Source organism: Salegentibacter salarius, from assembly GCF_900168265.1.
In the GTDB taxonomy this organism is placed as follows: domain Bacteria; phylum Bacteroidota; class Bacteroidia; order Flavobacteriales; family Flavobacteriaceae; genus Salegentibacter; species Salegentibacter salarius.
In genome coordinates this window covers 268,411-292,638 of record NZ_FVZF01000001.1, presented here as the reverse complement: position 1 = coordinate 292,638, position 24,228 = coordinate 268,411, and the positions used below count along the sequence as shown (strand labels likewise).

Genomic DNA, 24,228 nt, shown 5'->3' with positions numbered 1-24,228 from the left:
AAGAAATTAAAATTTTTCGTTCTTATATTTCTCTTAATTTCTGCGCCAAAATTCTTATTTCTGCTAATGTAATCCAAATTTAAAGCAGAAATTTCAAGAATTTTTCAAAAATAATATTTAAACAATTCTAAAAATAGCCTATCCCCTTTTTTCATCTTTCATTAAAGCCAGAAAAGCCGCTCCAAGCTTATCACTAATATCGCCGGAAAGTATAGCTTCCCAACCAAGTTTTTCAGCACAAATATCACCGGAGAGTCCGTGTAAATAAACACCTAAAATAGCTGCCACCAACGGTTCATATTTTTGCGACATTAACCCCGCGATTATTCCCGAAAGTACGTCCCCACTTCCGGCGGTAGCCATACCCGGGTTTCCGGAATTATTGATGTAAGTATGTTTTCCGCTAAAAACAAATGTATGTGCCCCTTTTAAAACCAGAATCACCTTATATTTTTTAGTGAAATCTTCGATCTTCTTCATCTTATCAAAATCTTCTTCCCATTTTCCTATTAATCGCTCCAGTTCTTTTGGATGAGGCGTTAATACCGTATTCTTAGGAAGCAAATCCAGTAATTCATTATTCTCAGAAAGCATATTTAATCCATCGGCGTCAATTAGCATAGGATTTTTAGTACTTTCCAGTAAAGCCTTAAAAGCTTTGACCGTCTTAGCCGATTTTCCCGCGCCCATACCAAAACATATTACATCTGGCTCGAGATCCGTTTCTATATTTGTAAGTTCGTTAGTATCTTTATCGGTAATCACCATCGCTTCCGGCAGGTTGGTTTGTAAAATATCATAACCACATTTTGGTGAAAAAATACTGCATAAACCTGCACCGGCTCTTAAGCATGATCTGGAAGAAAGCAAAATACTACCAATTTTGCCATAACTTCCCCCAACCACAAGACAGTGACCATAGTCCCCTTTATGCGTGTTTTTATTTCGTGGTTTATAAAGTTGCCTGGCTTCGCGTTTACCTATTAATTGAGCAAGAGGCTTTACATCTTTTAAAAAGCCACGATCCAGGCCAATATCTAAAATCTGCACTTCTCCGGCAAAACCCATTGTCTCAGGCAGGTAAAAAACAATTTTTGGTGTTTGGAAGGTGAGTGTATAGTTCGCCTTGATCACCGCTGCATCTTCAGCCGGAACTTTATCGGGAAATAATCCTGAAGGCATATCTACCGCTAAACAAAAAGCTTCAGACTCGTTAATATATCCCAGTAATTCTGCTAGCCAACCTTCGGCAGGACGGTTTAAACCAATTCCAAAAATAGCGTCAACCACGAAATCACCAGGAGAAATTTCAGGAAAATCTTCTTTTCTTTTTATCAACTCAGGCCAGCTGTTGCTTTCTTTTTTATAGCGATCGTAATTCACAAGAAAATCATCAGAGCGTTTGTCACTATAATTCACTACGTAAACTTCAACTTTATAACCGTATTTATGAAGTAAACGGGCTACTACCAGCCCGTCGCCACCATTATTTCCGATTCCGCAGAAAATTTTGATATTGATATCTGCACCTTCCAGCCTTTCGTGAATTTCGTTAAAAATCAGGCTTGCAGCGCGCTCCATTAATCGCGTGCTCGAAATCCCTTCGGTTTCCATGGTTATTTCATCGGCTTCTTTCAATTGCTTTGCAGATAATATCTTCATAATTGGTTTGCTTGAAATTTAATTGGTAATCGAGATTTTCCTCGAGCTTAAACTATCTTTTTATAAATACCCCGTGAGTTTTCTCAGAAGTAGTTTAGGTTCATAAAATTACAAATTAAAGCCTGAAAGCTTCTGTTTAAAGCTTTAATCTAAACTTAAATTTCAGCCATAATTGCAAATAAAACCTAAATAAAGTCTTCGAATAAAGTGCTGCAAAATATTCTGAATTCGGAGTAAAAACTCAAAGAAGTTCTGTCGCCAAAAATCAGTATACTTTTAAAAGTTAATTTCCCCCTCAAAACGCTGTTACTACGCCGTTTTTAATGATTCTTCATAAAAACCCCTTTTTAATATTATATTCAAAGCGAAATCAATAAATTTGCGCAAATTTTAAACAAAATGAAAGAAGTTGCCCTAGCCGCCAGACATAAAGAACTAAATGCCAAAATGGTACCTTTTGCTGGTTATAATATGCCTGTTTCTTATGAAGGTGTGAATATTGAGCATCAAAATGTTCGAGAAAACTTAGGTGTTTTCGATGTTTCCCATATGGGAGAATTTCTCATTACCGGCGAGCACGCATTAGAACTTATTCAAAAAGTGACTACTAACGATGCTTCAAAACTGGTAGACGGGAAAGCTCAATACACAGTGATGCCAAATGAAACCGGCGGAATTGTAGATGATTTAATTATTTACAGAATTAATTCTGAAAAATATTTACTGGTAGTAAACGCTTCTAATATAGATAAAGACTGGAACTGGATCGCGCAACATAATACTATGGATGCTACAATGCGTGATATGTCTGATGAATTTTCTCTTTTAGCCATCCAGGGACCTAAAGCTGCAGAAGCAATGCAAGCTTTAACCGATGTAGATCTTTCTAATATGAAGTTCTACACCTTTGAAGTTGCTGAATTTGCAGGAATTGATAAGGTAATTATTTCTGCTACGGGTTATACCGGTAGCGGCGGATTTGAAATTTATTTTAAAAACGAAGACGCTGAGCAAATTTGGGATCGCGTTATGGAAGCAGGAAAAGATTTTGGGATAAAACCAATTGGTCTTGCGGCACGTGATACTTTAAGATTAGAGATGGGCTTTTGTCTTTACGGAAATGATATAGATGAAACCACTTCCCCAATTGAAGCTAAATTGGGCTGGATCACTAAATTCACCAAAGACTTTATAAATTCTGAAGCCTTAAAAAAGGAAAAAGAAGAAGGACCAAAGAGAAAGCTAGTGGCTTTTGAATTGGAAGAACGTGGAATCCCGCGCCAGGGTTACGAAATTGAAGACGAAGATGGCAAGGTTATTGGCGAGGTAACATCTGGGACAATGTCACCCTCATTGGAAAAAGGAATTGGTTTAGGCTACGTGCCAACTGAAGTTGCTAAATTTGGCAACAAGATTTTTATAAAAGTTAGAAAAAAATCCATTCCGGCCATACAGGTGAAATTGCCCTTTTATAAAGGCTAATTTTTGGAACGAATCTTAATTTTAGGAGCAAGCGGCTTTATAGGCAATGCCTTATATAAAGAGCTATGCTCCTTTTTTGATACCCACGGTACCTACCATACTTCAAACGCGGCTTTTGAGGAAAATCATCAGTTTCATCAATACGATATTGAAACTGAAAATATTGAGATTCTGCTTCAAAATGTTAAGCCTACGGTAATAATTTCAGCTGTGCGGGGAAATTTTGACGCGCAAATTATCGCTCATTTTGAAATAATTAATTACATCCTTACCCATAATTGTAAGCTTTTATTTATTTCTTCAGCCAATGTGTTTGATGCGTTTACCAATTTCCCTTCCTATGAATATGATAAGACTTTATCACAAAGTATTTATGGAAGATTTAAAATTAAAGTTGAAAACGCTTTACTAAGATTACCTAACCATAAATACAACATCTTACGGCTACCTATGGTCTTTGGCCATAATTCTCCGCGCCTAAAACAAATAAAAACTCTTATTGATCTTGGGGAAGCCATAGAAGTTTTTCCAAATGTGGTAATTAATGTGACTGAAATTGAAAAGGTAACCCAACAGATACATTATATCATTAACAGGAAAAAACAAGGCGTTTTTCATCTGGGAAGCACGGACCTTGTACATCAAAAAGATTTTATTGAAGAGGTTTGCGAAGTTTTAGGCTATAAAAACCTGGTCTTTAAAAATATCTATAATTCGAACTTCGATAGATTTTTAGCAGTTTTACCTAAAGAGAATATATTGCCTAAAAACCTACAGGTTTCCGTTCACCAGGTTGCAAAGGCTTCTGTAAAGCAGTAGTTGTTAATCTTGTACTAAAAGTGAATTAGATTAAGAATTCAAGCTTTAGTTGCTTAAATTTAAGGTACTAATCACTAAAAATTATTAAGATGACAAAGCTTAATGAAGAAGATATCAATAAAAAACTGAAAAGCCTGGAGGGGTGGGTTTATAAAGATAACGCAATTCACACTTCTTTTCAGTTTGCAAATTTCAAGGATGCTTTTACGGTAATGACGCGTATAGCTTTTGAGGCCGAAGCCCAGCAACACCATCCTAACTGGGGAAATGTTTATAACGAACTAGAGATTTCTCTTGCTACCCACGATGCCGATGGAGTTACAGAAAAAGATTTTAAACTGGCAAAAGCTATTGAAGAGATAGTAGAAGCTTCGGCTTAAGTTCAGAAAAAAGAGCATTAAAATTTAAAGCTTCCAATTTTTAAATTGAATTGGAAGCTTTTTTATATTTTTGCCCCAATTTTTATTCAGAATAAATGGGAAGAGCATTTGAATTTAGAAAGGCGCGTAAAATGAAACGTTGGTCGGCAATGGCCAAAGCCTTTACTCGCATTGGAAAAGATATCGTGATGGCCGTGAAAGAAGGTGGTCCAGATCCTGACACCAATGCTAAACTAAGAGCAGTTATTCAAAACGCGAAAAGCGTGAATATGCCCAAAGATAATATTGAACGAGCCATTAAAAGGGCGAGTGATAAAAATCAGGGCGATTATAAAATTGTACTTTTTGAAGGTTATGCGCCCCACGGAATTGCCGTTTTGGTGGAAACCGCAACAGATAATAACAACCGCACCGTAGCCAATGTTAGGTCGCATTTCAATAAATGTGATGGGAACCTTGGAACTTCAGGCTCGGTTGAATTTATGTTTGACCATACCTGTAATTTCAGATTAAATGCTGAAGGTCTGGATGTGGAAGAACTGGAGCTTGAATTTATAGATTTTGGGGCTGAAGAAGTTTTTGAAGATGAAGACGGTATTCATATTTATGCACCGTTCGAGTATTTTGGAGCCATTCAAAAAGAATTAGAAAACAGGGAAATTGAAATACTTTCTTCAGGGTTTGAAAGAATCCCACAGGTAACAAAACCGCTTTCTCCAGAAGAAGCTGCCGATGTTGAAAAACTACTGGAAAGACTGGAAGAAGATGATGATGTGCAAAATGTATATCACACCATGGAAGAAACCGAAGCTTAAGCGGCTATAGTTTCTTCTGAATTAAGCATAAAAAGCTGTTTGGATTAATTTTCTTTTAACGTCAACCTGAACTTGTTTCAGAGCCTGCTCCGAAATTTGTTCGGAGTTCTAACAATTTAGATTCTGAAATAAATTCAGAATGACGGTTCTAGAAACTTATTTCCAAACAGCTTTTTGTTTTTTAATGCTCTCCCCTATCGTGTTTGGTAGGCTCTCCTTTTCTACGTTTCTTTTCTTCTTCTAAAAGTGAAAGTTCACGCCCGGTTTGGCCTTTTACAGAAGTATTTTCCTGAGCTCTTCTCAATAAATATGGCACTACTTCTCTTACCGGTCCAAATGGGAGCAGTTTAGCTGAGTTATATCCCTTTTTGGCCAGATTATAACTAATATGATCACTCATTCCATAGAGCTGGCTAAACCAAATACGGTCGTCATCTAAAGGCAGCCCTTTATCTTCCATACTTTGCAAGGCCAGGTAATTACTCACCTCGTTATGGGTTCCTATAAACAGGTGAATATCACCAAGATTTGCTAAACAGTAAGACATCACGCTATTAAAATTAACATCGGTTGCTTCCTTGTTTTCGCAAATAGGTGAAGTATATCCATATTTTTTAGCACGTGCATTCTCTTTTTCCATATAAGCACCGCGCACAATTTTGGCTCCAACTTTAAAGCCTTCTTTTTTAGCTTTTTCGTGTAGGTTTTTTACATATTCTAACCTATCCCAACGATAGCACTGGAAAGTGTTATAAATAAGAATTTTATCCTTATTATATTTCTTCATCATTTCTTCCATCAGGTCATCGGCTGCAAGTTGCATCCAACTCTCCTCGGCATCGGCATAAAGTCTTACGTTATTTTCGTAAGCGCAATTACAAAGCTTATCTACTCTTTCTTTAACACGCTCCCATTCTTCCTTTTCATCATCACTTAGATTAACGCGCTCGGTAATTTTTTCCCAGATGGCAAATCTTCCAATTCCGGTAGGTTTGAAGAGTGAAAACGGTAATTCATCACTTTCGGCAGCGAATTTAATCAGCTTCATTTTCTTCTCCAGGGCGGCATCAAATTGCTCTTCGGTTTCCTTACCTTCTACCGAGTAATCAAGAATACTATGCAATTTTTTAGAATACATCTCTTTGGTAAGCGGCTTACAATCTTCTTCGGTAATACCACCACAAAATTGCTCAAAGATGGTTTTTTTAATGAGTCCTTCTACCGGCAAGTGAAGCTTTAAAGAGAATTTGGTTAACCAGGAACCTGCATCTACCAGCGTCTTCTTATTCATCATGCTAAACAAAAAGATAGCACGATCCAGCTCTAAATCAGATTTTAATTTAAAAGCCGTTTTTGTGTCGTTAAAGATTTTTCTATTAATCATGGGCGTGTGTTAATTGTAGCAAATATAATTATTGAAGTTTGATTTTATTATGAATATTTCTGCTTATTTTCGAAGCCATATTACAAATGCTAAAAACCTCATCAACTATGTCTCATAGTGAAGTTAAAGGGCCGGTTTATTATCAGGAAGACGGCTTTCTCAAGCTAAATGCTTTCATAAAAGAAGCAAATCCATCTAAAATATTTTTTTTAGTAGACAATAACACGCACCGTGATTGCCTCGCTGTTTTTTTGAAAAAGCTGGAAGCTCCTGAAAATGCTGAAATTCTTGAAATTGAAGCGGGAGAAATAAATAAAAACCTTGAAACCTGCACTGGACTATGGAATGCACTTTCTGAATTGGATGCCGATCGCAAAAGCCTTATGGTTAATATAGGTGGTGGTGTGGTAACCGATCTTGGCGGTTTTGTAGCTTCAACTTTTAAACGTGGTATTCGCTATATAAATATACCTACAAGTCTCCTTGCAATGGTAGATGCATCTGTAGGAGGTAAAACGGGCGTTGATCTTGGTAACCTTAAAAACCAGATTGGAGTTATTAATCACGCCGAAATGGTGATCATTGATCCTGCATTCCTTGGCACTTTACCGCAAACAGAAATGCGAAGCGGACTTGCTGAAATTTTAAAACACGCTTTAATTAGCAGCGAAACTTACTGGAATAAAGTGACTAATTTAAGTGAACTTACTTTAGACGATCTTGATGAAATTATTAAAGAATCGGTGGAAATTAAAGCGAAGGTAGTTACTGAAGATCCGGAAGAACATGGGTTACGAAAAACATTAAACTACGGCCATACGCTGGGTCACGCTATAGAATCTTATTTTTTAACCCATTCAGAAAAAACTACGCTTCTTCATGGGGAAGCCATTGCTGTTGGGATGATCCTGGCCACTTACCTTTCAAAAGAACTTCAGGAGTTTCCTGAAGATAAATTAAAGGAGATCACTGCTAAAATTCTGGATATTTATGATCGGGTAGTATTTTCAGAAGAAGATATTCAGCAGATCATAGATTTAATGAAATACGACAAGAAAAATTCCCACGGAAATATAAATTTTGTCCTTCTAAAAGATATTGGAAACACAGTGATAGATTGCAAAGTACCTAACCAGCTAATTTGGAATGCTTTTGAATATTATAAGAAAGCTTGATTTATAACTTAAAAATACTATTTTTAAAACATACTAACTACACCCTCATAAACTCTTTTTTATGAAACGAATTATTGTTGACTACAAAAAACTAACTCCAGAAATCCTTGGTCTTTTAGTCGAGAAATACCCAGATGGTTACGACGACGACCAAATTATTGCATTTAAAAATGCGAAAAACGAAACTATTGAAGCGGTTGAAGTTAAGACTGAAGATACTATCTACCTGGTTAAGGTAAGTACACGTCTTGAGAATACTATGGCCAATTTTGATGAAGACGATTACGATGATTCAGATTATAACGAACCAATCGTAGAAATTCCTGAAAAAGACGAGGAAGAAGAAGAGAAATAGCAGCACTTGTTTTTCTGAAACATTTTAAATTTTTATAAAAAAGGGATCTTTCTTGACAAAGGGTTCCTTTTTTTATTTTAAAAAGAATTTTTCTCACTTCAACCAAACTGATTTATAATGATTCCAGTGATTATGGAAATCGCAGTAAAAGCCTATATATTTATCCTGAATTTGAAAAATTCTCCCTAAAAAAAGCTTAATTTAGTATAGCGTAGGCTTTACTATAAATATTGAACTGCCTTTCTTTACAGCCTCTTTTTATAAAAAAATCACATTTAAGCAAATCATAACGAAAGCTTGAAAAAAGACTTAGAACTATCAACCTAACTAACTATTTCATTAAAATGCTCAGTTTTTAAAGATCAGAATTAGCATTGATAAAACACAGATAGATATGCTGGACCGTATTATAAAATTTAGTATTTCTCATAAATTAATTATTCTTCTTTTTACGGTCTTTATCATTGGTTTTGGATTGTTTTCCCTGTCCCAAATTCCGGTGGGTGCAGTTCCAGATGTTACCAACAACCAGGTACAGGTGATCACCACCTCCCGAAATCTTTCTACACAGGATATGGAACAATACATAACCTACCCGGTAGAATTGGAAATGGCCAATTTACCTGGGGTTAAGGAAATTCGATCGGTATCTAAATTTGGCCTGTCTGTGGTTACTATTGTATTTGAAGAAAATCTTGGTACCTATTTACCCAGACAGCTCATCGCAGAGAAAATAAAATCGGCTTCCGAGAAAATACCAGAAGGATTTGGAAAACCGGAAATGGGTCCCATTACTACGGGTTTAGGTGAGATTTACCAGTATACATTAGATGCCAAACCAGGATATGAAGATCGCTATTCTGCTGAAGACCTTAGAACTATTCAAGACTGGATTGTAAAGAGACAATTGTCGGGTATTAATGGCGTGGTCGAAATTAATGCCTGGGGTGGATATGTAAAGGAATATGAAGTCGCAATTAATACCCATAAATTGAATGCGATGGATATTAGCATTTCGCAGCTGTTTACCGCGCTTGAAAATAATAATAGTGTTGCGGGTGGCGGGTACATTGAAAAGGTAAACCAGGCATATTTTATTCGTGGGCAGGGTCGAGTTACTTCCCTGGATGACATTAGGAATATAGTTGTTACAAATAAAAATGCTACCTCGGTTTATATCGGGGATGTGGCCGAAGTCGGTTTTGGACAGGCTACTCGTTTTGGTGCTATTACCGCTAATGGAAAAGGTGAAACCGTTCTTGGGCAGGTGATGATGTTGAAGGGTGCTAATTCTAACAAAGTCATTGAAGCAGTAAAAGATCGTGTAGCTAATATTTCAGAAACTCTTCCTGAAGGAGTGGTGATCAAACCTTTTTTAGATCGCAGTGAACTTATAGGAAGAACCACTTTTACCATTGCAGAAAATCTTATTCTGGGCTGCCTCATCGTTATTTTTGTAGTGGTTTTATTGCTCGGAAACATCCGATCTGGATTAGTGGTGGCGTCAGTTATCCCTTTATGCCTACTCTTTGCGCTCTCCCTAATGTACATCTTTGGGGTTGATGCAAATTTAATGAGCCTGGGAGCAATAGATTTTGGGATTATTATAGACGGTGCGGTAATTATCGTAGAGTTTACGGCCTTTAAAATGACTCAAAAACAAAATGAATATGAATATCTCGATAAGCAAGAATTACGCAACCTGAAAGACAGAGTTAGTTTTAATAGTTCTTCGCAAATGATGAATTCAGCCATATTTGGGCAATTGATCATTCTTATTGTTTTTATTCCCATCCTATCCCTTAGTGGAGTTGAAGGGAAAATGTTTCGCCCTATGGCACTTACCTTTAGTTTTGCATTGATAGGCGCAATAATATTCTGTCTCACTTACGTACCGGTAGCTTCGTCCTTATTTTTAAAATCAAAGGAACCTTCAGGAAAAAATATTTCCGTTAGGCTCATCAAATTTTTAAAACGAATATATAAACCATCTATAAACTGGGCTTTACGCCGTAAAAAACTAGTGCTAGCCTTGGCGGTCATTTTACTTATTTTTTCAGGCTTTATTTTCAGCAGGATGGGTGGCGAATTTATTCCGCAGTTAGATGAAGGGGATTTTGTAATTCAACCTGTCTTAAAGACCGGCACTTCCCTGAGTAAAACAATTGAAACCACCACCAGGATTGAAAAAATCCTGCTAGATAGCTTTCCTGAGGTAGACCAGGTAGTTAGCCGAATTGGTGCTGCAGAAGTTCCTACCGACCCGATGTCTATGGAAGAAAGCGATGTAATTGTTTCACTAAAACCAAAAGGGGAATGGGTTTCTGCTGATTCAAAAGATGAACTGGCTGATAGGTTTAAAGAAGCCCTTGCTATAATCCCAGGAATGGAAATTGAATTTACCCAACCCATAGAAATGCGTTTTAATGAATTGATTACCGGGGTGCGTGCAGATATTGCGGTAAAGATCTTTGGGGAAAACCTGGAAATATTAAATACCAAAGCACAAAAAATAAAAAGCCTCATCGTAGATGTTGAAGGAGCTTCAGATATCGTAGTTGAAAAAATTGTGGGTCTTCCCCAAATGAATGTAAACTACAAACGTGAAAAGATAGCTCGCTATGGTCTTAACATAGCAGAACTGAATAAAATTATCACCATGGGCTTTTCAGGAGCCACCATGGGAAGTGTGTTTGAAGGTGAAAAACGTTTCGATATGGTTTTAAGACTGCAAAAAGACCGGCGTCAGGATATTTCGAATTTAAAGAACCTTTATGTAGATACGCCTTCAGGGGAAAAAGTACCCCTTAGCGAACTGGCAGATATCACTTACCAAAAGGGCGCTGCCAAAATCTCTAGAGATAATACCCAAAGGCGTATTGTAGTTGGAATAAACGTGAGAGATAGTGATTTGCAAACCGTTGTAAATAAGATCAAGCAAATTGTAGATGCAAATATTAGTTTACCTCCCGGGTATACTATCACCTATGGCGGACAGTTTGAGAACTTGCAAAGCGCCACCTCACGCCTAAAAGTTGCAGTTCCCATCGCGCTGGTACTTATTTTTATTCTGTTGTATTTCGCTTTTGGAACCTTTAGAGAAGCTTTAATGATATTTTCAGCTATTCCTTTGGCTGCAGTAGGTGGGGTGCTTTTGCTTTGGATACGCGGAATGCCCTTTAGTATCTCAGCAGGAGTTGGCTTTATTGCCCTGTTTGGGATTGCTGTATTAAACGGAATTGTACTTATTGAACATTTTAAAGAATTACGCGACAAAGGAATGGAAAATAATGATAACCTGATTGTAAATGGAGCGCAAGATAGATTACGCGCCGTATTGCTAACAGCATCTGCCGCAGCTTTAGGTTTTTTACCAATGGCGGTTTCAACCGGTGCAGGTGCCGAAGTACAGCGGCCCCTAGCCACAGTGGTAATCGGCGGATTGATCACTTCTACCCTACTTACATTAATCGTATTACCGGTAATATATTCTATCTTCAGTAAAGAAAAAAAGAATAAGGGAAAGGCTGAAGATAAGCTGCGAGTAAAGCCTTTAACTATCCTTCTATTATTAGTTGGTTTTTCAGGTTTTTCACAGGAAACTGGAAGTACCACCATTGACAATGTTGAAGAATTGAAGAAAATGGCATTTGAAAACAATTTTGGCCTCCAGGCCTCGTCTCTTCGGGTTGATGAAGCAGATGCCCTTATTGGAAGTGCTTTTACTTTCGACAAAACCGAAGGCTATTTTGGAAATGACGAGAGCAACCGTGCAGGCGATCAATCGCTTGACGTTCTGGGCGTGCGCCAGCTTTTTAATTTTCCTACGGTATACTTTGCACGAAAAAAGGTCTATAAGACCAGTTTTAAACAGGAACAAAGCACGTTTAAGCTGAAGAAGTTAAGCCTGGAACAGGAAGTCTCACGAGTCTATTATCAGCTACAATATGAAAAAGCCAGGATTGCTGTATATGAAGATCTGGATAGTTTGTATCAAAAATTTGCTTATGCCGCTAAAAGAAGATTTGAACTGGGCGAAACTAATTACCTGGAAAAGATAACTGCAAGAGCTAAACAAAAGCAGTTGGAAACTCAATTAAAGCAAGCGCAGAATGAGCTTAGTATTTCTTACGAAAAACTGAAACCATTAATCAATACTGATCAGGAAATTATTATAAAAAAGGTTCCAATAGAAAAACTAAGCATTGAAAACTTAGAAATTCAAAGTAATCCCGGTTTGGAATTATACCAAAATCGTAATGATTTTTTCCAGGCCCGGGCTGCACTGGAAAAGCAAAATCTGCTGCCCGATATCAGTTTAAGTTACTTTCAATTTAATAATGATGTTATAGATACTCCTTTAAAAGGCTATCAGGTTGGGGTTCATATTCCACTTTTGTTCTTCGGGAATTCTTCAAAAATAAAAGCTGCAAATATTGCGAGACAAGGGGCCGAGCAGGAAACTGCAGATTATGAAATAAGATTGAATTCAGAATACAAACAACTTCTTCTACAACTAAATAAGCATCAGCAAGCGCTTTCCTATTATGAAAATGAAGGAAAAGGCCTTTCTGAAGAAATTATAAAAACAGCAAATTTAAGCTATAAGAACGGGGAGATAGATTTTTTTGAATATATCCAGAGTCTTGAAAACTCCTATAATATCATTCTTTCGTATTACGAAAACCTGAACGCGTATAACCAAACCGTACTTCAGATAAATTATTTAACCTTATAAGCTGATCTCATGACAAATAATTTAAAATCTATATTTATACTTCTTGCCGTACTATTCATGTCTTCCTGCGGAGATTCAGAAAAAGATAATAGTGAGGAAGCAACCACTAATTCCAGCGATGGTGGAATACAATTAACCTTTACGCAATTTGAAGGCAGCGATATGGAATTAGGGAAAATTGAAGAAAGCAGCTTTCCGGTAAGTGTTGAAACTACCGGAATGATAGATGTCCCGCCAGAAAATAAGGCCATGGTAAGTTCTTTTGCCGACGGATATGTTAGAGAAACTCCTTTGCTTATTGGTGATGAAGTTAAGAAAGGGCAATTTCTGTTAAGCCTGGAAAACCCAGATTATGTGCAAATGCAGCAGGAGTACCTGGATGCCATGGAACAAATGAAGTATTTAAAATCTGAATATCAAAGACAGAAAACACTTCTGGAGGAAAAAATCACTTCTGAAAGAAATTTTCTAAAAGCCGAAAGCGAATACAAACGTAACCTGGCCAAATATCAGGCGCTTCGCAAAAAATTGCAAATGCTTAATTTAAACCCAGAAACGGTTGAAAACGGCAATATTTCTTCTATAATTAGAATCTACGCACCCATTACCGGTAGTATTACTGAAATGAAGATCAATAATGGCATGTATGTTTCTGCAGCCGATGAACTGATGCAAATTATAGATCGTGACCATATGCATATTGAACTAAACGTTTTTGAAAAAGATGTGATGAAAATCAAAAAGGGTCAGGATATAAGGTTTATAATTCCCGAAGCCCAAAGTGATACCATTGAAGGCAAGGTACACCTGGTAGGAACCTCCATTAACGAACAAAAAAGAACCGTAAAAGTACATGGACATTTTAATGACGAGCAGAAAAAGAACAGTTTTGCAACCGGGATGTTTGTAGAAGCCCAGATCATTACCGATATAAGAAAAGCAAACGCCCTTCCTGCAGAAAGTATTGTCTCGCTGGATAATACTAGTTATGTCTTGGTATTAGACACAAAAACTGATAGCAACTATATATTTAAACGTCGTGAAATTCTACCGGGAGATACTTTTAATGGTTTTACTATCATTCAAAACAGTTCTGACTTTAAACAAGATACCCAGTTTTTAACCAAAGGAGCTTTTAACTTAATAACTGAATAATCTAAATTGTAGATAGTGAAGTAAACCTAAGGCATAAAAAAAGCCTCTCATTTTTAAATGAAAGGCTTGTATTTAGTCGGGGTGGCAGGATTCGAACCTGCGGCCTCCTGCTCCCAAAGCAGGCGCGATAACCGGGCTACGCTACACCCCGAGTAATTTCTTAATCGCGCTCGGCGCGATAATTGGGCAAAGTTTATCCCGACTTTACGTCGGGGCTACACCCGGAAATTCAATAGCAATTGCTATCGTTTCAACTTCAAAATGTCAACCTGCAGTCATTAATATCCTGCAAAGCGGGTGCAAATATAAGAAAACTTATCAGTCTACAAGAAAAACTTTAGATTTTTTATATCTTAGATGAAAACTTGCCTGTAATGCAGGCTAAGCCAAACCAAAAAAAATATTATGAAGCGCATTTTATTATTATTAAGCCTGATCTTTACTTTTTCCGCTTGTGGAGAAAATCAAAAATCAGAAGAGAAAGCTGAAGTTGAAGAACAAACTGAAACCAGTGATCAAGACAGCAACCCGGTTCCTGAAAAACAGCCCGAAGCAGTTTCTCCAGACAGGGAATATGAACACGAGGTAGTGATTGGAGATATGTCAATCCCCTGGGGTTTTGACTTCCTACCCGATGGTAGTATACTGGTTACCGAAAAAGGAGGAGATATTTATCATTTTAAAGACGGAGAAAAAGTAGCGATCTCAGGTGCTCCCGAAATTTACAACCAGGGCCAGGGTGGCTTACTGGATATTGCACTTCATCCAGATTTTGAAACTAACAATTGGGTTTACATCACCTATTCTTCCCAGGAAGGTGAAGGCGAAGGCGGAAATACTGCCTTAATGCGAGCCAAGCTGGAAAATAACCAATTAACAAATCGCGAAGATCTTTACAAAGGAGAAACCAACTCAACCAGGGGACAACATTTTGGATCACGAATTGTTTTTGACGGAGAAGGTCATTTATTCTTTACTATTGGAGATAGAGGAAATAGAGATGTAAATCCGCAGGATATTACACGAGACGGCGGGAAAGTATACCGACTTAATTTAGACGGAAGCGTACCTTCAGACAATCCTGTAGGAGAGGAAAACGCGAAAGAAGCTATTTATTCTTACGGACACAGAAATCCACAAGGAATGATTTTCAACGAAGAAACTGGTGAAGTATGGGTAAACGAGCACGGCCCAAAAGGTGGTGATGAGATAAATGTAGTTAAAGCCGGAAAAAATTACGGTTGGCCGGTAGTGACCTACGGTGAAAATTATGATGGCACCACAATTACTGAAGAAAGAACCGGACCGGAATTTCAGAACCCTCTTACCTACTGGGTGCCTTCTATTGCCCCCAGTGGTTTTGAAAAAGTAACTTCAGATAAATATCCTGAGCTAAAAGGAAACTTGTTAGTTGGTTCGCTAAAATTTCAATATTTGGAACATTTAGCTATGGAAAATGGCAAAGTGACCAAGAGGGAGAAATTACTTGAAGGGCTTGGACGAATGCGAGATGTTCAACAGGGGCCCGATGGATTTATTTATGTAGCAGCAGAAGGAACAGGAATAGTAAAAATGTTACCGCTTGAAGAAACGGAGTAATTTATAATCCCTAAGATCAGGGCTTAGGAATTAAACATCATATTTATTTCTAATTTGGGGCAAATGTTTAAATTTGCCCCAAATTTTTTTAGATGCTCATTATAGGAATTACAGGTGGAACCGGAAGTGGGAAAACAACGGTGGTAAGACAAATTATAGATGAATTAAAGAACGAAGAGGTAGATGTTATTTCTCAAGATTCCTACTATAAAGATCTAAGTCATTTAGCTAAAGAAGAACGGGTTAAAACCAATTTTGACCATCCAAAATCTATAGATTTTGATCTCCTGGTAGAACATTTAAAAGAACTTAAAGCGGGCAATACTATACAGCAACCAGTTTATTCTTTTACAGAGCACAATCGTACTAAAGAAACACTGGAAACCCAACCCAGAAAAGTGGTAATTGTAGAAGGCATCTTGATTTTTGCACATCCAGATATAAGAGAGATGTTTGACATTAAGATCTACGTTCATGCCGATAGTGATGAGCGTTTAATTCGCAGACTTAAGCGAGATATTTCTGAACGTGGCCGTGATTTAGATGAAGTTCTATGGCGTTATCAAACCACGCTTAAACCAATGCACCAGCAATTTATAGAACCCACTAAAGAATTTGCCGATCTTATAATTCCTACCAACAGGTATAATACCGTAGCTGTTGATATTGTACAGACCATAATCAAGGACCGCTTGGCCTAATTTTGTATCTTTATTCCAAATAGCCGGTAAGGCATTAAAACTTACCAATTACCAAATAATCTTAATTAGTTACTGAAGTTAGAAGGTGTGAATTTAAAAGAATTAAGAAACAAAAAATGGTTTAAGGTTATCAGCAACAAATATGTTTTGCTGATACTTATTTTTGGTGGTTGGATGTTTTTTCTTGATAGCAATTCTTGGCTAATTCATAACGAACTCAACCAGGAAATAGAAGAACTTGAAGAAAACAGGCAATATTATAAAAATGAAATTTCGAAAGATAAAGCTACAATAGAACAGCTTCAGGATTCAGTAGAAATGGAAAAATTTGCGCGCCAGCAATATTATATGAAACGTCCCGATGAAGAAATATTCATAATTGAATATGATACTATTACAGAGTAACCGGGAATTAATTTTCAGAAAAAATACGCAATGAAAGAATCTTTATTTCAGGAATTTGACGAAGTTTCTGCAAAAGAATGGAAACAAAAAATACAATTTGATTTAAAGGGAGCCGATTATAACGAGAAACTCGTCTATAAATCCCTGGATGGAGTCAATATAAAACCCTTTTATAATGCTGAAGATATCCAAGACAGCATAAAAACACCTTCTCCCAAGAACTGGAATATTTGTGAAAGATTATACGTGGTTTCTGCTGAAAAAAGCAATAAACGCGCTAATCAAGTCCTTAAAAAAGGAACCGAAAGCCTTTGGTTTATCATTCCAAATGAAGAAATTCCTGTTGAAAATTTACTGAAGGGAATAGCACTGGATAAAACTATAATTTACTTTAGTTTCAGCTTTTTTTCTGAAAATTATTTCAAACGTTTGCGGGAATTTTTAAAAGGAAAAGACCACCAGGTTTTTCTTCAATTTGATATTGTAGGAAATCTTGCCCGTTCGGGAAACTGGTTCCATAATCTTCAAAAGGATCACGAAATCCTGGACAGTATTTTCACTAATTCAGAAGATTTTAAATCGGTAATCAGTATAGATACCACTTTATATCAAAATTCCGGAGCGAATATTCCGCAGCAATTGGCTTATGCCCTGACGCACGCTAACGAATACCTGAACCATTTTCAGGAAAACCCGAATTTCGAGAAATTTCAACCGCAATTTTTAATCGCTTCCGGGCCAAATTATTTCTTCGAAATTGCTAAAATCAAAGCCTTAAGATGGCTTTACGCAACTTTAGCTTCAGAATATAAAATTCCCGAAACCTGCCATATCCTGGCTCAACCCACAAAACGAAATAAAACACTTTACGATTTTAATGTAAATCTTCTTCGAACCACAACCGAAAGTATGAGCGCAGTTTTAGGCGGTGCCAATACGGTTTACAATATGCCTTATGATGCTATCTATCATAAAAACAATGAGTTTGGAGACAGGATTGCCCGCAACCAATTGTTAGTGATGAAGCACGAAGCTTATCTTGATAAGGTTGCCAATGCTGCCGAAGGTGCTTATTATATTGAAAATCTTACCAAACAATTTGCTGAAATGGCTTTAGATATTTTCAAAGAAATTGAAAAAGGTGGCGGTTTTTTAAAGCAATTAAAAGAAGGAGCCATTCAGCGAAAAATAAAGGAAAGCGCGAAAAAAGAACAGGAACAATTTGATAGTGGAGATTTGGTATTGATAGGTACTAATAAATTCGAAAATCCGCAAGACAAAATGAAAGATGAACTGGAATTGTATCCATTTTTAAAGCAGAATCCGCGTAAAACTTTAATAGAACCTATCCTGGAAAGACGCTTAAGCGAACAAATTGAGCAGGAAAGAATAAACCAGGAAAAGGCCGAATAATTAAAAAAAGAGCAATGCAAAGAAAAGATCTTCAACACATAAAGCTTACAGCACCGGCACTTGGAAAACGGCAAAAGGAAGGTGAAAATAATACCTATAAAACCCCGGAAGAAATAAACTTGCAGCCTTCTTATTCAAAAGAAGATATTAAAGATTTAAAACATTTAAATTTCGCTGCCGGAATACCTCCTTATTTACGCGGGCCATATAGCACGATGTATGTAAGCCGTCCATGGACAATTCGCCAGTATGCCGGTTTTTCTACTGCTGAAGAAAGCAATGCCTTTTACCGAAGAAACCTCGCTGCCGGCCAAAAAGGCCTTTCGGTAGCGTTTGATCTTCCTACCCACCGAGGTTACGACAGTGATCACGAGCGTGTGGTTGGAGATGTTGGAAAAGCCGGTGTTGCTATAGATTCGGTGGAAGACATGAAGATCCTTTTTGATCAAATTCCGCTAGATAAAATGTCGGTTTCTATGACCATGAACGGCGCGGTTTTACCAATTCTAGCCTTTTATATCGTGGCAGCTGAAGAACAAGGCGTAAAACCCGAACAACTTTCAGGAACTATTCAAAATGACATTTTAAAGGAGTTTATGGTACGAAACACCTACATCTACCCTCCTACTCCTTCTATGAAGATCATTTCAGATATTTTTGAATATTCGTCGCAGAATATGCCAAAATTCAATAGCATAAGTATCTCGGGGTATCATATGCAGGAAGCCGGTGCTACCTGCGATATTGAACTCGCTTACACCTTAGCCGATGGATTAGAATATATTCGAAAAGGCCTGGAAGCCGGAATGGATATAGACAGTTTTGCACCCCGACTTTCATTTTTCTGGGGAATTGGAATGAATCATTTTATGGAAATCGCTAAAATGCGAGCCGCCAGAATGCTTTGGGCAAAACTGGTAAAGCAATTCAACCCGAAAAATGCAAAGTCACTTTCGCTTAGAACGCATTCGCAAACCAGTGGGTGGAGTTTAACCGAACAGGATCCTTTTAATAATGTAGCCCGAACTTGCATAGAAGCTGCAGCAGCTGCCTTTGGCGGAACTCAAAGTTTGCACACAAATGCGTTAGACGAAGCCATTGCACTCCCAACAGATTTTTCAGCACGAATAGCGAGAAACACGCAGCTACACCTTCAACAGGAAACAAAGATCACCAAGACGGTAGACCCGTGGGCAGGAAGTTATTATGTTGAAAAACTTACTGACGAAATTGCTGAAAAAGCCTGGAAACTCATAGAGGAAGTTGAAGAACTTGGAGGAATGACCAAAGCTATTGAAGAGGGAATTCCGAAGATGCGCATTGAAGAAGCCGCGGCTAAAAAACAAGCCAGAATTGATAGTGAAACCGATATTATTGTCGGCACCAATAAATACCGCCTCGAAAAAGAGGACGAACTGGTTACTTTAGAAGTAGATAACCAGACCGTAAGAAAACAACAGGTAGAACGCCTGGAGAAAATAAAAGCCGAAAGAAACACCGGAAAAGTTGAAAAAGCGCTAAAAGATCTTACCGAATGCGCCGAAAAAGAAAACGGGAATTTGCTTAGTTTAGCTGTTGAGGCGGCAAGGCATCGCGCAACTTTAGGTGAAATTAGCGATGCGCTGGAAAAAGTTTACGGCAGGCATAAAGCTAAAGTACAAACCTTTAGCGGTGTATATTCTAAAGAAATGAAAGAGAACACTTCGTTTAAAAAAGCCAGGGAACTGGCCGATAAATTTGCAGAACAGGACGGAAGAAGACCCCGAATTATGATCGCAAAAATGGGTCAGGATGGCCACGATCGTGGGGCAAAAGTAGTTGCCACCGGTTATGCCGATCTTGGTTTTGATGTAGATATTGGTCCGCTTTTTCAAACGCCAAAAGAAGCAGCGAAACAGGCAGTGGAAAACGATGTGCATATTTTAGGAGTTTCATCTTTAGCAGCAGGACACAAAACTCTGGTTCCACAGGTGCTGGAAGAATTAAAGAAATTAGGAAGAGAGGATATTATGGTTATTGTGGGTGGGGTGATTCCTTCGCAAGATTATCAATATTTATTTGATGCTGGCGCTGTTGCGGTTTTTGGGCCGGGAACTAAAATAAGTGATGCCGCAATTCAGCTTTTAGAAATTTTGATAGAGGAAGAAGTTTAAACTTATAAAAATAACCTTGGAGGTTTTATAAATTATAAAAAGACTTAAAATATTAAATCTCACTTAGTGAGTAAACCAACCAACTAAAAAATATATTATGGATTTTACTAAAAAAATGCTTCGGGACGATGCTTTGAAAGGCAAAACGATTATCGTAACCGGTGGAGGAAGTGGACTTGGGAAAGCAATGACAAAGTACTTTATGGAACTTGGTGCTAACGTAGCGATCACTTCCAGAAACCTGGAAAAACTTCAAAACACCGCCAAAGAGCTGGAAGATGAAACCGGAGGTAAATGTTTTGCTGTTCAATGCGATGTTAGACATTACGATCAGGTAGAAAACATGCGTGATGAAGTTCTAAAAGAATTTGGAAACATAGATGTTTTATTAAACAATGCTGCAGGAAACTTTATTTCTCCAACCGAGAGATTAAGCGCCAATGCTTTTGATACCATTATTGATATTGTGCTTAAAGGAAGTAAAAACTGTACCATGGCGCTTGGAAAACATTGGATAGATACAAAACAAAAAGATAAAACGGTACTTAATATTGTAACCACTTATGCTTGGACAGGCTCTGCTTATGTAGTGCCAAGTGCTACCGCGAAAGCAGGAGTTTTGGCTATGACGCGCTCTCTAGCGGTAGAATGGGCAAAATACGGAATTAGGTTTAATGCAATTGCACCCGGCCCCTTCCCCACTAAAGGCGCCTGGGATAGATTATTGCCGGGAGATTTAAAAGATAAATTCGATCTTGCTAAAAAAGTACCATTAAAAAGAGTTGGTGAACACCAGGAATTGGCAAACCTTGCCGCCTATTTAGTTTCAGATTTTTCAGCTTATGTGAATGGCGAAGTAATTACCATAGATGGTGGAGAATGGCTTAAAGGTGCAGGACAGTTCAATTTACTGGAAGCAATTCCCGAAGAAATGTGGGACCAACTGGAAGCAATGATTAAATCTAAGAAAGGTAGTTAAGTATTTTTCTTAAAATTTATATTTCAAAGCCTGAAACCTTAAAAAGTTTCAGGCTTTTTTATTTAGTGTAAGTAATCCAACAAAATCTTTTTTCAACTAAATATTTAATTCTATTGATAATAATATTGTAAAAGGTGTATATTGTTGCACAATTAATCAATAAAACCTATTTAAATGAAAAAATTATTACTGAATTCATTAATTCTTTTCTTAGCAGTCAATGTTGGATTGCAAGCCCAGGAGAGTGAAAATATTCCGGTGAGTCCCAAAGTTAAAATGGGCAAACTGGATAATGGCCTCACCTATTATATTAGAAATAATGAACGCCCCGAAGACAAATTAGAGCTCCGTTTGGTTATAAACGCAGGTTCTATTCTTGAAAATGAAGATCAACAAGGTTTGGCTCACTTTGTAGAACACATGAATTTTAATGGAACTGAAAATTTTGAAAAAAATGAACTGGTAGATTACCTGCAAAGCATTGGTGTAAAATTTGGCGCCGATCTTAATGCATATACCAGTTTTGATGAAACTGTTTATATTCTTCCTATCCCCAGCGATGATGAAGAAACCCTAAATACCGGTTTCCAAATTCTTGAAGATTGGGCGCATAAAGCCACTATGACCGATGAGGACATCGATGAAGAACGCGGTGTGGTTATGGAAGAATACCGATTAGGTCTTGGTCCCGATAAGCGTATGATGCAGGAATACCTTCCAAAAGTAATGTACAACTCTCATTATGCAGACAGACTTCCTATTGGAAAAAAAGAGGTGATCCAGGAAGCAGATTACGAAACAGTTCGCAACTTTTATAAAGACTGGTATCGTCCAGATCTTATGGCCATAGTTGCTGTTGGAGATCTGGATGTGGAAAAAATAGAAGAAAAGATTAAAGAACACTTTTCTAATCTAAAACCGGTAGAAAATCCCAGAGAAAGAAAAACTTACGATCTTCCTAATCACGAAGAAACCTTTGTTTCTATAGCTACAGATGAAGAAGCTCCATTTTCCCAGGTTCGTGTTTATTATAAAGACCATGAAGAGTCTGAAGATGTTGTTACTAAAGAGGATTATATAGATCAGATGGAAAAGAATCTTTTCTCTACAATGATCAATAACCGTTTAAGTGAACTTACTAATAGTTCAAATCCTCCATTCAACTACGGTTATTCTTACTACGGTGGTACTTTTGCCAGGAATAAAAATGCATATCAATCTTTCGCGATGACGGGAGAAAACCAGCAATTGGAATCTCTTAAAGCTTTACTGGAAGAAAATGAGCGTGTAAAACGTCACGGCTTTACCAAAAGTGAATTTGAAAGAGCTAAGAGTGAATATCTTGCAAGATTAGAGAAACAATACAAAGACCGAGACAAACAGGAAAGCGGTCGTCTGGTAAATCAATATGTAAGTCATTTTCTTGAAAACTCCCCTATTCCGGGAACTGAATGGCGCTACAATTTTGCACAGGAGAACCTGGAGGATATCGAGCTTGAAGAAATAAACGGACTTATTTCTGATTTTCTTCACGAAGATAATCGCGTGATTGTTCTTACCGGGCCTAAAAAAGAAGGCTTAGAACCGGTAAAAGAAGAAGAGGTTATGTCGCTTTTAGAGGAAATTAAAAACTCTGAAATTGCCGCTTACGAAGAAGAGAAGTTGCGTGATAATTTAATGACAAAAATGCCAAATGCCGGTAGCGTGGTAGAAACCAAGAAGAACGAGGAAGTTGGTTTCACCCGCCTAAAACTTAGCAATGGCGCTGAAGTAGTTTACAAAAAAACCGACTTTAAAAATGATGAAATCCTATTTAGCGCTAAAAGCATGGGAGGTACTTCATTGTATTCAGATGAAGATTACTTAAATACTGCTTTAGCTAATAGCGGTCTTTCTCAAGCAGGGATTGCAGATCTTTCTATAAACGATCTTAGTAAAATGATGAGCGGGAAAATAGTTCAGGTACGTCCGGAAATTTCAGGAATTACCGAAGGTTTCAGTGGTTCTTCAACTCCAAAAGACCTGGAAACATTATTCCAAATGGTTCATTTATATTTTACCGATCTTAATATGGATGAAGAAGCCTATACCGCTTTTGTAAATAAGCAAAAGGCATTTTTAGGAAACTTAATGTCTAATCCTAATTTTTATTTTCAGAATGAATTAGGGAAATTCAGAAATGAAGGAAATCCAAGGTATGTCGGTTTCCCTACCCCAGAGAAATACGATGCACAGGATTATGAATTAGCCTACAAGAAATACCAGGAGCGTTTTGGCAATGCAGGCGATTTCACCTTCTATTTTGTAGGAAATATAGATGAAGAAAAAGTAAAAGAATATGCATCAACATATATCGCAAGCTTACCTTCTTCAGAAGAAACCGAAGAATTTGAAGTTCCTGAATTTAAAACTTCAACTTCAGGAGATAAAAAAGTGGTTTATAAAGGCACCGATCCAAAAAGTATGGTAAACATTCTCTGGAATGGAGAAACCGATTATGAAGCTGAAGAAGATTTTACGATGAAAGCTTTAGGTGAGATACTAACCATAAAACTGGTAGAGCAGTTAAGAGAAGAAGAAGCCGGTGTTTATGGAGTTGGCGCCCGGGGTAACCTAAGCAAGATTCCATACGGGTCTTATAGCTTTAATATTTCTTTCCCGTGTGGACCTGAAAATGTGGAAAGTTTAACTGAAGCCACACTTGCTGAAGTTGAAAAAATTAAAGAAAACGGCCCAACTGATAAGGATCTTGAAAAAATTAAGGAAACCTTTTTAGTACAGCGCAAAGATCAGCTTCAGGAAAACCGTTTCTGGTTGGACCAATTGGAATCGGCTGATATGGAAGAGCGTGAGATAAATGAGGTCTTAGAATATGAAGAAAAAGTAGCTGCCTTAACTAAAGAAGAAATTAAGGAAGTTGCAAACAAATATTTAAACGAGAATTATTTACTAGGTATTCTAATGCCAGAGAAAAAAGAAGGACAAGCTTCAGAAGCCGGGGAATAATCCGGGA

The 24,228-nt window shown here is 37.5% G+C and carries 17 protein-coding genes and 1 tRNA gene; 15 read left to right on the top strand and 3 right to left on the bottom strand.

Going from position 1 to position 24,228, the window contains the following annotated elements; all coding sequences use genetic code 11:
* Positions 1–138: 138 nt before the first annotated feature.
* Positions 139–1,662: a bifunctional ADP-dependent NAD(P)H-hydrate dehydratase/NAD(P)H-hydrate epimerase gene (locus B5440_RS01210; RefSeq protein ID WP_070052354.1), complete on the bottom strand. Its 1,524-nt coding sequence runs from the start codon at positions 1,660–1,662 to the stop codon at positions 139–141.
* A gap of 399 nt (positions 1,663–2,061) precedes the next feature.
* On the opposite strand from B5440_RS01210, the gene gcvT reads away from it, so the two are divergent.
* The 4 genes from gcvT (at position 2,062) to B5440_RS01190 (ending at position 5,158) form a co-directional block, all read left to right on the top strand.
* Positions 2,062–3,144 (top strand): glycine cleavage system aminomethyltransferase GcvT, encoded by a 1,083-nt coding sequence (gene gcvT / locus B5440_RS01205; RefSeq protein ID WP_070052355.1) that lies wholly within the window; start codon positions 2,062–2,064, stop codon positions 3,142–3,144.
* A 3-nt stretch (positions 3,145–3,147) separates the two neighbouring features.
* Entirely contained in the window at positions 3,148–3,963 is an 816-nt protein-coding gene (locus B5440_RS01200; RefSeq protein ID WP_070052356.1) for a sugar nucleotide-binding protein, read from the top strand.
* An 89-nt stretch (positions 3,964–4,052) separates the two neighbouring features.
* Complete coding sequence (locus tag B5440_RS01195; RefSeq protein ID WP_070052357.1) at positions 4,053–4,343, top strand: 4a-hydroxytetrahydrobiopterin dehydratase; 291 nt, start codon at positions 4,053–4,055, stop codon at positions 4,341–4,343.
* Positions 4,344–4,438: 95 nt separating this feature from the next.
* The gene (locus tag B5440_RS01190; protein WP_057481741.1) at positions 4,439–5,158 is read left to right on the top strand and encodes a YebC/PmpR family DNA-binding transcriptional regulator; all 720 of its coding nucleotides are present in this window, start codon (positions 4,439–4,441) and stop codon (positions 5,156–5,158) included.
* A 181-nt stretch (positions 5,159–5,339) separates the two neighbouring features.
* Here B5440_RS01190 and B5440_RS01185 read toward each other — a convergent pair whose 3' ends face one another.
* Complete coding sequence (locus tag B5440_RS01185; protein ID WP_070052358.1) at positions 5,340–6,542, bottom strand: proline dehydrogenase family protein; 1,203 nt, start codon at positions 6,540–6,542, stop codon at positions 5,340–5,342.
* Between the two features lie 107 nt (positions 6,543–6,649).
* On the opposite strand from B5440_RS01185, the gene aroB reads away from it, so the two are divergent.
* The 4 genes from aroB to B5440_RS01165 all read left to right on the top strand — a co-directional run bounded on the left by aroB (position 6,650) and on the right by B5440_RS01165 (position 13,965).
* Entirely contained in the window at positions 6,650–7,717 is a 1,068-nt protein-coding gene (aroB, locus tag B5440_RS01180; protein ID WP_070052743.1) for a 3-dehydroquinate synthase, read from the top strand.
* Positions 7,718–7,778: 61 nt separating this feature from the next.
* Positions 7,779–8,072: a hypothetical protein gene (locus B5440_RS01175; protein ID WP_057481738.1), complete on the top strand. Its 294-nt coding sequence runs from the start codon at positions 7,779–7,781 to the stop codon at positions 8,070–8,072.
* A 394-nt stretch (positions 8,073–8,466) separates the two neighbouring features.
* Positions 8,467–12,810 (top strand): CusA/CzcA family heavy metal efflux RND transporter, encoded by a 4,344-nt coding sequence (locus B5440_RS01170; RefSeq protein ID WP_070052361.1) that lies wholly within the window; start codon positions 8,467–8,469, stop codon positions 12,808–12,810.
* A gap of 9 nt (positions 12,811–12,819) precedes the next feature.
* Positions 12,820–13,965, top strand: a complete 1,146-nt coding sequence (locus B5440_RS01165) for an efflux RND transporter periplasmic adaptor subunit (RefSeq protein ID WP_070052363.1) — start codon at positions 12,820–12,822, stop codon at positions 13,963–13,965.
* Between the two features lie 76 nt (positions 13,966–14,041).
* Here the strand turns inward: B5440_RS01165 and B5440_RS01160 are convergent.
* Positions 14,042–14,116, bottom strand: a tRNA-Pro gene (locus B5440_RS01160).
* Positions 14,117–14,370: 254 nt separating this feature from the next.
* On the opposite strand from B5440_RS01160, the gene B5440_RS01155 reads away from it, so the two are divergent.
* The 7 genes from B5440_RS01155 (at position 14,371) to B5440_RS01125 (ending at position 24,221) form a co-directional block, all read left to right on the top strand.
* Positions 14,371–15,564, top strand: coding sequence for a PQQ-dependent sugar dehydrogenase (locus tag B5440_RS01155; RefSeq protein ID WP_070052364.1), 1,194 nt, complete (start codon positions 14,371–14,373; stop codon positions 15,562–15,564).
* 92 nt (positions 15,565–15,656) lie between these two features.
* Positions 15,657–16,265, top strand: a complete 609-nt coding sequence (gene udk / locus B5440_RS01150; protein ID WP_070052367.1) for a uridine kinase — start codon at positions 15,657–15,659, stop codon at positions 16,263–16,265.
* Between the two features lie 87 nt (positions 16,266–16,352).
* Positions 16,353–16,670, top strand: coding sequence for an FtsB family cell division protein (locus B5440_RS01145; protein ID WP_070052368.1), 318 nt, complete (start codon positions 16,353–16,355; stop codon positions 16,668–16,670).
* A gap of 30 nt (positions 16,671–16,700) precedes the next feature.
* Positions 16,701–18,083: a methylmalonyl-CoA mutase subunit beta gene (locus B5440_RS01140; protein ID WP_070052370.1), complete on the top strand. Its 1,383-nt coding sequence runs from the start codon at positions 16,701–16,703 to the stop codon at positions 18,081–18,083.
* Between the two features lie 14 nt (positions 18,084–18,097).
* Positions 18,098–20,236 (top strand): methylmalonyl-CoA mutase, encoded by a 2,139-nt coding sequence (scpA, locus tag B5440_RS01135; protein ID WP_070052372.1) that lies wholly within the window; start codon positions 18,098–18,100, stop codon positions 20,234–20,236.
* Between the two features lie 97 nt (positions 20,237–20,333).
* Positions 20,334–21,215, top strand: a complete 882-nt coding sequence (locus B5440_RS01130) for an SDR family oxidoreductase (RefSeq protein WP_070052374.1) — start codon at positions 20,334–20,336, stop codon at positions 21,213–21,215.
* Between the two features lie 174 nt (positions 21,216–21,389).
* On the top strand, positions 21,390–24,221 hold the full coding sequence (locus B5440_RS01125; RefSeq protein WP_070052376.1) for a M16 family metallopeptidase: 2,832 nt from the start codon (positions 21,390–21,392) through the stop codon (positions 24,219–24,221).
* Positions 24,222–24,228: the final 7 nt, after the last annotated feature.